At 35.8% G+C, this 12,663-nt stretch carries 13 protein-coding genes and 1 pseudogene; 8 read left to right on the top strand and 6 right to left on the bottom strand.

Annotated features, from left to right (window positions below; genetic code table 11):
* Positions 1 to 213 precede the first annotated feature (213 nt).
* Positions 214 to 372: pseudogene (locus tag IDG65_RS14795) on the top strand (lipase-like domain-containing protein); the annotation flags it as partial.
* Between the two features lie 241 nt (positions 373 to 613).
* On the opposite strand, the gene IDG65_RS06270 reads toward IDG65_RS14795, so the two are convergent.
* Positions 614 to 1,441: an alpha/beta hydrolase gene (locus IDG65_RS06270; RefSeq protein WP_000136027.1), complete on the bottom strand. Its 828-nt coding sequence runs from the start codon at positions 1,439 to 1,441 to the stop codon at positions 614 to 616.
* 72 nt (positions 1,442 to 1,513) lie between these two features.
* Positions 1,514 to 2,713 carry an NADH-dependent flavin oxidoreductase gene (locus tag IDG65_RS06265; protein ID WP_000286464.1) on the bottom strand — a complete coding sequence of 400 codons (1,200 nt, stop codon included), beginning with the start codon at positions 2,711 to 2,713 and terminating at the stop codon, positions 1,514 to 1,516.
* 95 nt (positions 2,714 to 2,808) lie between these two features.
* On the opposite strand from IDG65_RS06265, the gene IDG65_RS06260 reads away from it, so the two are divergent.
* The 7 genes from IDG65_RS06260 (at position 2,809) to IDG65_RS06230 (ending at position 8,464) form a co-directional block, all read left to right on the top strand.
* Positions 2,809 to 2,907 (top strand): hypothetical protein, encoded by a 99-nt coding sequence (locus IDG65_RS06260; protein ID WP_001803958.1) that lies wholly within the window; start codon positions 2,809 to 2,811, stop codon positions 2,905 to 2,907.
* A 113-nt stretch (positions 2,908 to 3,020) separates the two neighbouring features.
* Positions 3,021 to 4,022, top strand: a complete 1,002-nt coding sequence (locus IDG65_RS06255) for an LLM class flavin-dependent oxidoreductase (RefSeq protein WP_000240062.1) — start codon at positions 3,021 to 3,023, stop codon at positions 4,020 to 4,022.
* A gap of 33 nt (positions 4,023 to 4,055) precedes the next feature.
* On the top strand, positions 4,056 to 4,388 hold the full coding sequence (locus tag IDG65_RS06250) for a glycine cleavage system H family protein (protein ID WP_052997564.1): 333 nt from the start codon (positions 4,056 to 4,058) through the stop codon (positions 4,386 to 4,388).
* Positions 4,389 to 5,189: a protein-ADP-ribose hydrolase gene (locus tag IDG65_RS06245; protein WP_000449074.1), complete on the top strand. Its 801-nt coding sequence runs from the start codon at positions 4,389 to 4,391 to the stop codon at positions 5,187 to 5,189.
* A complete protein-coding gene (locus IDG65_RS06240; protein WP_001191948.1) occupies positions 5,179 to 6,123 on the top strand; it encodes an SIR2 family NAD-dependent protein deacylase in 945 nt (314 codons plus the stop codon). The genes IDG65_RS06245 and IDG65_RS06240 overlap by 11 nt, the downstream gene beginning before the upstream one ends.
* A complete protein-coding gene (lplA, locus tag IDG65_RS06235; RefSeq protein WP_000280807.1) occupies positions 6,101 to 7,123 on the top strand; it encodes a lipoate--protein ligase in 1,023 nt (340 codons plus the stop codon). The genes IDG65_RS06240 and lplA overlap by 23 nt, the downstream gene beginning before the upstream one ends.
* A 315-nt stretch (positions 7,124 to 7,438) precedes the next feature.
* Entirely contained in the window at positions 7,439 to 8,464 is a 1,026-nt protein-coding gene (locus tag IDG65_RS06230) for an SDR family oxidoreductase (protein ID WP_001060925.1), read from the top strand.
* 93 nt (positions 8,465 to 8,557) lie between these two features.
* Here IDG65_RS06230 and IDG65_RS06225 read toward each other — a convergent pair whose 3' ends face one another.
* The 4 genes from IDG65_RS06225 to IDG65_RS06210 are packed head-to-tail and all read right to left on the bottom strand — an operon-like array spanning position 8,558 to position 12,608.
* Positions 8,558 to 9,904, bottom strand: coding sequence for a PTS ascorbate transporter subunit IIC (locus IDG65_RS06225; RefSeq protein ID WP_001147973.1), 1,347 nt, complete (start codon positions 9,902 to 9,904; stop codon positions 8,558 to 8,560).
* Between the two features lie 14 nt (positions 9,905 to 9,918).
* The gene (locus IDG65_RS06220; RefSeq protein ID WP_000699538.1) at positions 9,919 to 10,203 is read right to left on the bottom strand and encodes a PTS sugar transporter subunit IIB; all 285 of its coding nucleotides are present in this window, start codon (positions 10,201 to 10,203) and stop codon (positions 9,919 to 9,921) included.
* A 1-nt stretch (position 10,204) separates the two neighbouring features.
* Entirely contained in the window at positions 10,205 to 10,648 is a 444-nt protein-coding gene (locus tag IDG65_RS06215) for a PTS sugar transporter subunit IIA (protein ID WP_000050767.1), read from the bottom strand.
* A 4-nt stretch (positions 10,649 to 10,652) separates the two neighbouring features.
* Positions 10,653 to 12,608 carry a BglG family transcription antiterminator gene (locus tag IDG65_RS06210; RefSeq protein ID WP_000954269.1) on the bottom strand — a complete coding sequence of 652 codons (1,956 nt, stop codon included), beginning with the start codon at positions 12,606 to 12,608 and terminating at the stop codon, positions 10,653 to 10,655.
* Positions 12,609 to 12,663 lie beyond the last annotated feature (55 nt).

The following is a 12,663-nucleotide window of genomic DNA, read 5'->3' as shown; positions in this document are numbered from 1 at the left end:
CGGTTATATTTATTCCCCTACAACCAACAAAACCACAGATCCTATTAATTTAGGGTTGTGGTTATTTTTTGCGTTTTTTTGGGGCAAAAAAAGGGCAGATTATTTGAAAAAGGGCAAACGCTTGTGGAAAATCTAAAAGGTTAAAAATGACAAAAACCTTGATACAACAGTGTTTTTGGACGCTCGTGTACGTTAGAGAATGACCGGTTTACCATCATACAAGGATGGGATCATGTCGATTTTATCGGTGTAGATTTCCTAGATTTCAAGCGTAAAGGTGCAGAACTCGCCAACTTCTATACAGGTATTATAAATGACTTGTTGCGTGTTGAAGCAACTGAAGGTAAAGGTACACAATTGAAAGCAAGTTAAATTCATCTTCTGAATTTAATATGCTATGTATTTCGTGCTACTAACATGGCACAGCAGATATAAGTAACATCACAGTGTTGAATTTCAAAATAGTAAAGTGAAATAAAGCGCCTGTCTCATTAGCGAAAACTAAAGGGACAGGCGTATCTTTTTATGAGCTTAATAAATTGTATGAATAATATGGTTGATCGAATAACTGTTTATCATGATGATAAATTGAGTTTTTTAAAATAATGATATATTACACCATTGTTATAGCGTTTAAGAAATCAACAACTTTACGATAAATAGTGATTGCTTCGTCATTAGGTCTACGATCAAAATCATGCTCGTTTTTATTCACGCGTTCAGATGTTGAATGTGGAACATGATTCATGATATGTTCGCTTTCCTCAACGGGAACATCATAATCGCCATTACAATGCGCAATGAAAACAGGTGGAAGTGTTTTAAGTTCATCTGGTGCAATATTATATTTTGAATCAGTATAATCAGCAATGTTAATCATATTTATCCATTTACCTGTGCCACGTGCATAAACGTAGATTAAAAAACGTTGTGCGATCTGATCTTGAACAACCGGTGTTGGTGAAGTGAGTTGTGCAATCATTGTTTCGTTTACGCTTTGAGCTATTTTTGCGTAATAACTATTAGTTGTTTTAAAAGGTTCAGTGTTGATGCGACTATAACCATAAAAATCAATAACACCATCAATATCTCTGTCTCGTGCAATTAATAGACTTAAATATGCACCTGATGATCTGCCAAAGGTAAAAATAGGGCAATTAGAATATTGTGATTGAATCGCATCGAATGATGCGTAGACATCCTCAATAATGCAATCGAGACTTACTTCTGGTAATAAACGATAACTTAGTTGAATTAAATCGTAATGTTCCGTAAGGATATCGATATACTGTGGGGATAAATCGTTAGCTTTACCGAACATTAATCCACCACCGTGGATGTAGACAATGGCACCTTTTGTTGGTTGATGCTTCGCTTTAATAATTGTGTAGGGTAATTCAAACGCATCTTTAGTAATTACTTTATCTTTAATTTCAGTCACGACTATACAGGCTCCTTATTTTTGATATTGATGTCATTATAACACTGTCTTAAATTTCCATGAAAAATAGTCTTAAGACGATGAGTCATGATAATTCTGTTCCAATTGACGTAAAGCGTCACGGGTATGCTTCTTTAGACCTTCCCCATAATCCATCATTTTAACAATATCTTTAAAAGCAGCATGTGGAATGGCTAAATCTTCTAAATCTGCCATAGAAAATTCAAGATTGATATCATGAGGTCGCTGTTCAGCAAGTTTATGCACAAAGTCAGGTTCTGTGACAAAAGGCGAAGACATGCCGACCATATCTGCATGTTGTAAAGCATCTAAAGCAGACTCTGGAGAATTAATCCCGCCACTTGCAATTAAAGGGATGCGACCAGCTAAATGTTCATAGACAATTTGGTTAACTGGTCGACCGAAATGTTCACCTGGTGTACGAGACGTATTTTGATAAATATGTCGCCCCCAGCTAGCGATTGCTAAATATTGGATGTTTGAAACGTCCATGACCCAATCGATTAATTGATTGAACTCGTCAATGGTATATCCTAAATCACTACCTCTGGTTTCTTCTGGCGTTGCTCGAAATCCTAAAATAAAATTGTCAGGTGCTTCTTTATCAATCACTTCTTGTACCGCACACATAACTTCTAAACATAATCTTGCACGATTTTTTAATGAGTCGGCACCGTAATGGTCTGTACGTTTATTCGAAAAAGTTGAGAAAAATGTTTGAATCAGCAAACGTTGTGCAATCGAAATTTCCACACCATCAAAACCTGCTTTAATCGCGCGTAATGTAGCATCGCGATACTGCTGAATGATGCTATTGATTTTCTCATGAGACATGGCGATAACATCGTGTTCAATCGGTGAATGTAACGTCATAGGGCTTGGTCCATACACCTTTCCAAAATTTAAAATTGCTTGATTTGAAAAACGACCAGCATGCGCTAGCTGAATAATAGCGAGGCTACCATGTTGTTTCATCGTAGATGCCATGTTAGTTAATCCAGGGATACAAGCATCATGATCAATATTAAAGCCGTATTCAAACAATTGACCATATGGCTCAATGTAAGCAGCGCCGGTGACTTGCATACCAGCTGAATTAGAGCGACGTGCAGCATAAGCCAAGTCTGCTTTTGTAATATAGCCTTCTTTTGTTGATGCGTTTACGGTCATTGGTGATAATACAAAGCGATTCGAAATTTTGATGCCATTAGGTAAGTGGATTGATTGTAAAAGTGGTTTGTATCGGTACATACTATGATTCCTTTTCTATTCAATATTGTTTTCAAAGTACCATGGAAAGAATGAATAATCAATGATGAACAGTCTTGATAGAATAGAATTGGTACATGGAAAGCATTTTTAAAATTAAAATTGAACTAATGAATGTCATTTGTAGGTCTGAAAATATGAATATGAAAAAGAAAAATACAAGCGAAAAGATATAAAAGTTAATTGAAAAACGTTATCATATACGTGGGTATATGAAGAGGGAATGGTATTAAGAACGCTAAAATGTTATGTCTGTTTGACATGACAGGATAAGTTTGGAGATGACGGATTGGTTAAATTAAGCGTATTAGACTATGCCTTAATAGATGAAGGTAAGGATGCACAAAAGGCGTTGCAGGATTCAGTGACACTTGCAAAATTAGCAGATCGACTTGGCTTTAAGCGAATTTGGTTTACGGAACATCATAATGTACCAGCGTTTGCGTGTAGTAGTCCAGAACTTTTGATGATGCATACATTGGCGCAGACAAATCACATACGAGTTGGTTCTGGTGGTGTGATGTTGCCGCACTATCGCCCTTATAAAATTGCTGAGCATTTTAGAATGATGGCAGCGTTATATCCAAATCGTATTGATTTAGGTATTGGTAATAATCCAGGTACTACTATGGTAAAGCAAGCTTTAGATGGAATAAATCCTACATATGATAGTTACGATGAATCGATTTCGTTATTACGTGATTATCTTACAATAAAGGATAAACCAAGTGCGCATACGTTAGGTGTCCAACCACACATTGATCATTTTCCAGAAATGTGGTTATTAAGTAGTAGCGCAACATCTGCCAAAATAGCTGCTGAACTAGGTATAGGACTTTCTGTTGGAACATTTTTGCTACCGGATATAAATGCGATACATGCAGCGAAGGATAACATTGATATTTACAAAAAACATTTCCAAGCATCAACGATTAAAATGGACGCAAAGGTGATGGCATCTGTATTTGTCATTGTAGCTGATAACGAAGCGGAAGTAGCAGCATTACAACATGCCTTAGATGTTTGGTTATTAGGTAAATTACAATTTGCAGAATTTGAACATTTTCCATCGGTAGACACAGCGCAAAAGTATAAGCTTAATGATCGAGACAAAGAGATGATTCAAGCACATCAAGCACGCATCATTGCAGGTACACAAGAACAGGTTAGAGCACAATTAGATGATTTCATTGCTACGTTTGAAGTTGATGAGGTGTTAGTAGCACCGCTTATTCCAGGCATTGAACAGCGTTGTAAAACATTAAAATTACTCGCGGAAATCTATTTGTAGCATTTTAAATAGAAGAGAAAGGATGAAGATAAGATGAAAAAGTTAGCCAATTATTTATGGGTAGAAAAAGTAGGAGATTTGTATGTGTTTAGTATGACACCTGAATTGCAAGATGATATTGGGACAGTAGGTTATGTTGAATTCGTAAGTCCAGATGAAGTTAAAGTGGATAATGAAATTGTGAGTATCGAAGCATCGAAAACGGTCATTGATGTGCAAACGCCATTGTCAGGAACGATTATTGAGCGAAATACAAAAGCGGAAGAAGAACCGACAATTTTAAACTCTGAAAAACCAGAAGAAAATTGGTTGTTCAAATTGGATGATGTCGATAAAGAAGCATTCCTAGCATTACCGGAGGCTTAAATGGAAACGTTAAAATCAAATAAAGCGAGACTTGAATATTTAATCAATGATATGCGTCGAGAGAGAAATGACAATGACGTATTGGTAATGCCATCTTCATTTGAAGATTTGTGGGAATTATATCGAGGCTTAGCAAATGTCAGACCGGCATTACCTGTAAGTGATGAATATTTAGCTGTACAAGATGCTATGTTAAGTGATTTGAATCGTCAACATGTTACGGATTTGAAGGATTTGAAGCCGATAAAAGGTGACAATATCTTTGTTTGGCAAGGTGATATCACGACGTTAAAAATCGATGCTATTGTTAATGCTGCAAATAGTCGTTTTCTAGGATGTATGCAAGCTAATCATGACTGCATTGATAATATTATTCATACAAAAGCGGGTGTTCAAGTTCGACTTGATTGTGCAGAGATCATTCGACAACAAGGGCGCAATGAAGGTGTAGGTAAAGCCAAAATAACACGTGGATATAATTTGCCAGCAAAGTATATAATTCATACGGTTGGTCCGCAAATACGTCGATTGCCTGTTTCAAAGATGAATCATGACTTGTTAGCTAAATGTTATCTTAGCTGTCTTAAATTGGCTGATCAACATAGTTTAAATCATGTCGCTTTTTGCTGTATATCTACAGGTGTATTTGCTTTTCCTCAAGATGAAGCAGCAGAAATTGCTGTTCGAACAGTAGAAAGCTATCTCAAAGAAACAAATTCAACATTGAAAGTCGTGTTCAATGTATTTACAGATAAGGATTTACAACTGTATAAGGAGGCATTGAACCGTGATGCAGAGTAGTAAATGGAATGCAATGTCTCTGTTAATGGATGACAAGACAAAGCAGGCTGAAGTATTGCGTACTGCGATTGATGAAGCAGATGCGATAGTGATTGGAATTGGTGCAGGCATGTCTGCATCTGACGGATTTACATATGTAGGAGAGCGTTTTACGGAAAATTTCCCGGATTTTATTGAAAAATATCGCTTCTTTGATATGTTGCAAGCGAGTTTACATCCTTATGGCAGTTGGCAAGAGTATTGGGCGTTTGAGAGTCGTTTTATTACATTAAACTATTTAGATCAACCTGTAGGTCAGTCTTACCTCGCTTTAAAATCCTTGGTGGAAGGTAAACAGTACCACATTATAACTACGAATGCAGATAATGCTTTCGATGTAGCTGATTATGATATGACGCATGTATTTCATATACAAGGCGAGTATATACTGCAACAGTGTAGTCAGCATTGTCATGCTCAAACGTATCGCAATGATGATTTAATTCGTAAAATGGTTGTTGCGCAACAAGATATGCTTATACCTTGGGAGATGATTCCAAGATGTCCAAAATGTGATGCTCCAATGGAAGTGAATAAACGTAAAGCGGAAGTTGGCATGGTTGAAGATGCTGAATTTCATGCGCAACTGCAACGTTATAATGCTTTTCTAGAGCAACATCAAGATGATAAAGTGTTGTATTTGGAAATTGGAATTGGTTTTACTACACCACAATTTGTGAAACATCCTTTTCAGCGTATGACACGTAAAAATGAAAATGCACTTTATATGACGATGAATAAAAAGGCATATCGCATTCCGAATTCAATTCAAGAACGTACCATACATTTGACTGATGATATCTCAACATTGATTACAACAGCACTCCGGAACGATAGCACAACGAAAAATAACAACATTGGAGAGACAGAAGATGTACTTAATAGAACCGATTAGGAATGGAGAATATATTACTGATGGTGCGATTGCACTCGCCATGCAAGTTTATGTTAATCAGAATATCTTTTTAGATGACGATATTTTATTCCCTTATTATTGTGATCCAAAAGTGGAAATTGGACGTTTTCAAAATACTGCTATAGAAGTGAATCAAGATTATATAGATAAACACAGTATTCAAGTAGTTCGCCGAGATACTGGTGGTGGCGCTGTGTATGTTGATAAAGGTGCCGTTAATATGTGTTGTATTTTAGAACAAGACACTTCAATTTATGGTGATTTTCAACGATTTTATCAACCAGCTATAAAGGCATTGCATACATTAGGTGCAAGAGATGTGATACAAAGCGGTAGAAATGATTTAACATTGAACGGCAAAAAAGTGTCAGGCGCCGCAATGACATTAATGAACAATCGTATTTATGGCGGTTATTCGCTATTACTTGATGTTAATTATGAAGCAATGGATAAAGTGTTAAAGCCTAATCGCAAAAAGATTGCATCGAAAGGGATTAAATCTGTGCGCGCACGTGTTGGTCATCTTAGAGAAGCATTGGATGAAAAGTATCGTGGTATAACCATTGAAGAATTTAAAAATTTAATGGTGACGCAGATTTTGGGAATCGATGACATTAAAGAGGCAAAAAGGTATGAATTATCCGAAGCAGATTGGGAAGCGATTGATGAATTAGCTGATAAAAAGTATAAAAATTGGGATTGGAATTATGGCAAGTCACCCAAATATGAATATAATCGAAGTGAAAGATTATCATCAGGTACTGTAGATATTACCATTTCTGTTGAACAAAATCGTATTGCAGATTGTAGAATTTTTGGTGATTTCTTTGGACAAGGTGATATAAAAGATGTGGAACAAGCGCTACAAGGAACAAAAATGACAAGAGAAGATTTAACGCATCAGTTAAAGCAATTAGACATCGTTTATTATTTTGGTAATGTTACGGTTGAATCATTGGTTGAGATGATTTTAAGTTAATTTTGTTTAGGCGTTAATGTCGCACCCTCGTTGAATATGTGTATTTGCTTTTAAAATGGTGACTATGTAGTTATGTAATTTGAACATACGATTGAAAATGAATTTAGTTAATTAGCAAAGACATCATATTTATAGCGTTTGTGTTTATTAGTGATTGGGTATTTGAAAATGGTCAATGATAGTTTTTAAAGGAATAAATTCATTTTCATTTATACCAGTAAGATTAAATACTAGCTACCAAAGTCTATTTATATACGTCAAAATATAATGACTGCTATAATGAGTAATCAATAGACACAAAGAGGAGATTATGTGATGAATAATAAAGTATTAGTGACGGGTGGTACAGGGTTTGTTGACATGCGAATCATTTCACGATTATTAGAACAAGGTTATGAGGTCAAAACGACGATACGTGATTTAAGTAAAGCTGATAAAGTAATTAAAACAATGCAAGACAATGGTATTTCCACAGAGCGATTAATGTTTGTCGAAGCGGATTTATCACAAGATGAACATTGGGATGAAGCAATGAAAGATTGTAAATATGTGTTGAGTGTGGCATCTCCAGTGTTTTTCGGTAAAACAGACGATGCAGAAGTGATGGCGAAGCCTGCCATTGAAGGCATACAACGTATTTTAAGAGCTGCAGAACATGCTGGCGTGAAGCGTGTGGTGATGACTGCAAACTTTGGTGCAGTTGGTTTTAGTAATAAAGATAAAAATTCAATCACAAATGAAAGTCATTGGACAAATCAAGATGAACCAGGCTTATCAGTATATGAAAAATCAAAATTGTTAGCTGAAAAGGCAGCGTGGGATTTTGTTGACAATGAAAATACGACAGTAGAATTTGCCACAATCAATCCAGTTGCAATTTTTGGACCATCATTAGATGCACATGTTTCAGGAAGCTTTCATTTATTAGAAAATTTATTGAATGGTTCAATGAAACGTGTACCTCAAATTCCATTAAATGTTGTTGATGTGAGAGATGTAGCAGAACTACACATTTTGGCAATGACAAATGAACAGGCTAATGGCAAGCGATTTATTGCTACGGCTGATGGACAAATTAATTTATTGGAAATTGCAAAATTAATTAAAGAAAAACGACCTGAAATAGCTCAAAAAGTTGCTACTAAAAAATTGCCAGACTTTATTTTGAGTCTAGGTGCTAAATTTAATCATCAAGCTAAAGAAGGTAAACTTTTATTAGATATGAACCGCAATGTAAGTAACGAACGTGCAAAAACATTACTTGGTTGGGAACCGATTGCGACACAAGAAGAAGCAATTTTAGCAGCAATTGATAGTATGGTTAAATTTCATTTAATATAATACAAAAACACCGTCCATAAGTAAGTGGCTTTCCTCTTGATAAAAGGGGCATTCACTCAATATGTGACGGTGTTTTATATTTTTACGTTAACACTATTGCTGTGGCTTTTGACGACCTTTTAATAAAATTGCTGTCGCACCTACGATAATAATAAATAGAATCGCACCAAATAATCCCATATATTTTACTGCGTTACCGAACACGATACCGACAGCTAAAAAGTCTGTATCTGAGAATGTTGTTGCAGCACCACCTAATTCGCCTAAAAATGGCAAGAATAATAATGGTAAAAACGTGATTAGGATACCATTTAGAGCGGCGCCAGCAACAGCACCTTTAATACCGCCTCTTGCATTACCGAATACAGCAGCCGTTGCACCTAAGAAGAAGTGTGCAACTACGCCAGGTAAAATGACGACGCCACCAAATAAGAATAAGATAAACATACCGATGACACCTGTAATAAAGCTGACAAAGAATCCAATTAATACTGCATTTTGTGCATAAGGGAACACAATAGGGCAGTCTAATGCAGGTTTAGAATTTGGTACAAGCTTTTCAGAAATTCCTTTAAATGCTGGGACGATTTCAGCTAAGATTAAACGAACGCCGGTTAAAATAATAAATACACCAGCAGCAAATGTCACACCTTGAATTAATGAAAAGACAATAAAGTTTTGACCATCACTAATAGATTCGTGTACATAACTAACGCCCGCAAATAAGCATGCGATGAAGTAAAGTAATGCCATCGTAATCGAGATACTAATTGTACTTTCTCGTAAGAAACTTAAGCCTTTTGGAAATTTAATCTCTTCCGTTGATTTAGACTTACCTTTGAATAATTGACCTACAGCACCTGCGGCAAAGTAACTGATTGAGCCAAAATGACCTAACGCTACTTGGTCATTCCCTGTAATTTTTCGCATCGTAGGTTGGAGTAATGCAGGTAAGACTGCCATGATTAATCCTAATACGAGTGCGCCGATAACAATCGTTAGCCAGCCTTTAATATGACTGACTGTTAAAATGATTGCTAAAAACGCAGCCATGTAAAATGTATGATGACCTGTTAAAAAGATATATTTTAAATTAGTGAAGCGGGCAATTAAAATATTAACAATCATGCCACAGACCATGATGAGTGCAGCTGTTGTTCCAAAATCTTTTAAGGCTAGTGAGACGATAGCTTCGTTGTTAGGTACGATACCTTGCACACCGAATGCGTGTTGAAATATTTTGCCGAATGGCTCAAGAGATCGAACGACGACATCAGCACCTGCACTTAAAATTAAGAAGCCTAATATCGTTTTAATGGTTCCTGAAGTGATCGTTGCGGCAGGTTTTTTCTGAACGATTAAACCTATAAAGGCAATCAGTGCAACAAGAATGGCTGGTTGACTTAAAATATCGACTATAAAATTAAGGATTGCTTGCATAGGTCGTACCTCCTTTAAATCATGTTAAGTTGTTGTAATTTTTCTGAGAGCTTTTGTTGTAATTCAGCTTTATCTAAAATATTATCAAGAACTAAGACATCCCCTAGACGTTCGGCATTTTCAGCTAAATCTCTACCACAAATAAACAAGTCAGCCATCTCTGGACTTGCTGTCATAATGTCACTATGTTCAACTTCGATATCAGATGGTGCATTAAGTTGCCTAAGTGCTTCTTGTGCGTTCATTTCTACCATAAAACTACTTCCTAAACCGTGGCCACATACTACTAAAATCTTCATATTAATCATGCTCCTTTAAAATGTTTTTAATGTCTTGTGCGTTTGTTGCAGTTAATAGTTGCTGGACTGTTTGGTTATCGCCCAGTATGGTTGCTAAATTTTGTAATACAGATAAGTGTGAATGATTGTCGATGGCACTCAATACAAAAATGAGTGATGCGTAGTGATTTTCATCACAGAATGCCACATGTTGGTTCAACTTTAATAGACTTAAACCAACTTGATGTACGTCATTGTTCGGTCTTGCATGTGCAATTGCAATTTCAGGTGCGATAACGATATAAGGTCCAAGTTCATTAACGCTATCAATCATTGCTTGAACATAGCCTTGTTCAATAATTTGTTCTTGTAGTAATGGCTGAGAAGCTATAGTTATAGCTTCAGTCCAATCATTTACTTGTTCTTTTACAATGATGCGTGTTGTTGACAAAATGTCTAATGACACGTTATTAAGCCTCCTTTGTCATAGTTAAAGCAATGTGTTGTTTAATTTTAAAAATATTCCCATCTAAGAAATCTTGTCGATATAAGTCGCTGCTTAAGCATTCGCTTAACTGTCCCAATGCCTTTAAATGTGCATTGGGGTGGTCCGTTGCTAATGTAATTACAAGGTGAACGGGATCGTTAGCTTTACTACCAAAGATAATCCCTTCAGTGAAATATGTTAGTGCGAAACCTACACCATTCTGTACATAATCAGTACCAGCGTGAATAAGTGCAATATGTGGACTAATGACCATATATGACCCGAATTGTTCAAATTGTTTTAAAATTGCAGCTGTATAATTTGAATAGACAATGCCATCATTGATTAAAGGTTGCACAGCCACTGCAATTGCGGATTCAATTGATAATGGTTGTTTATTTATAATGATGCGATGTTCAGGCAATAAATCTGCGAGTGACTTGCCATCAGTTGCCATTTTCATGACTCGTTGTTCTCTTGAGTCATTGATAATTTGATTCAATTTTTGACGAGATTGTTGATTGATAAATGGATCGACATGAATAACTGGTACAGCTGATATTTCACAAGGTACTGTTGAAATGACATAATCAATGTTATCTTGCAATAATCGACTTTCTTCCAATTGATAAATGGAATAGGCATCCCAAATGTGAAACTCAGGATACAGATGATTTAGTTTTGATTTTAAAAGTTGCGACGTGCCTATACCAGAACCACATAGTAAGACAACCTTAATCATTGATTGCTTATGTGTTGCAACACGCTCTATACTTGATGCGAAATGAATTGTAATGTATGTTAATTCATCTTCGTTGAAGCGAATAGCAGCATCCTGTTCAATTGGGCTAATATGCTTGCTAACGGCTTCTATGATTTGAGGATAGCGACGCATAACTTCTTGCCTCAAAGGATTAGGTTGTAGCATATCGTATTTAATACGATGTATAGCTGGTTTGATATGTGTGATCAGACTGGTATGCAACTTGTTGTCTTTTGACATATCAATGCCTAATTCTTGGCTAACACAAGTGATCAATTCATGTATATTTTGCGATAAATCATGATATTCAAAGGTAATTGAAGATGCTGTATGTTCGGTCATTTTAGAGCCTAGTAAATGTAACGTGATAAAGATAATTTCAGACTCTGGAAATGTGACATTACAACTGCGTTCTAAGTTTTCTATCATTTTTGAAGCAATAGCATACTGATTAGTATGTCGCCATTTATTAATTTCATTGATAGGTATATCGAACGAAAAATTTTCATTTAGACGCTGAATGGCAATGAGTATATGATAGATTAAGCCATCGATAGCCGACTGAACTAAATGATAATTTTCACTATTTAATGTCTTAATAATGGCACGGCGAACCAATGCGATTGATTCTGAATTAAAGATATCAGCCTCTATAAAAGGTGCAGCTTGTTTCATATATTGATGTATAAAGTGTGCATACGCTTTACGATAATAATCTTCCTCACCAATAATATTGAATCCTTTATTGTGGACATAATTTAACTTTAAATGGTATTGATCTAGTTGGGCTTGAATCATTTTAATATCATCTGCAATTGTCCGACGCGAAACATTAACATCTTGCGCAAGTTGCTTTGTTGAAACAGGGTCAGTTGTTTCGAATAACTTTAAAGCGATATGTGTGAGTCGCTCATCTTTTGAAAAATGAATTTGATTCGTTAGATTGTGCTCTAATTCATTTAATAGTGTCGCGTGAGCTGTTGTTACTTTGATGCCTGCAGCTTTATTACGACTGACTTGGTAATGATAAGTTTCAGCATATTGCTCAATATATGCTATATCATATTGAATGGTACGAGGTGATACACCAAGTTGATTAGCAATGGTATTGATTGGAATAAACGTTTGCTCATGAATTAAAAGATACAAAATTTCGATTTGTCTATAACTTAACAACGTAATATCCTCCTATTTGTAATTGTAAGCGATTTCTCGAAAACGTAGATATGCA

This window comes from Staphylococcus sp. EG-SA-17, assembly GCF_017151845.1.
Taxonomy (GTDB): Bacteria; Bacillota; Bacilli; order Staphylococcales; family Staphylococcaceae; genus Staphylococcus; species Staphylococcus aureus.
The sequence above is the reverse complement of the archived record's forward strand: the minus strand, read 5'-3'. Positions and strand labels throughout refer to the sequence as shown.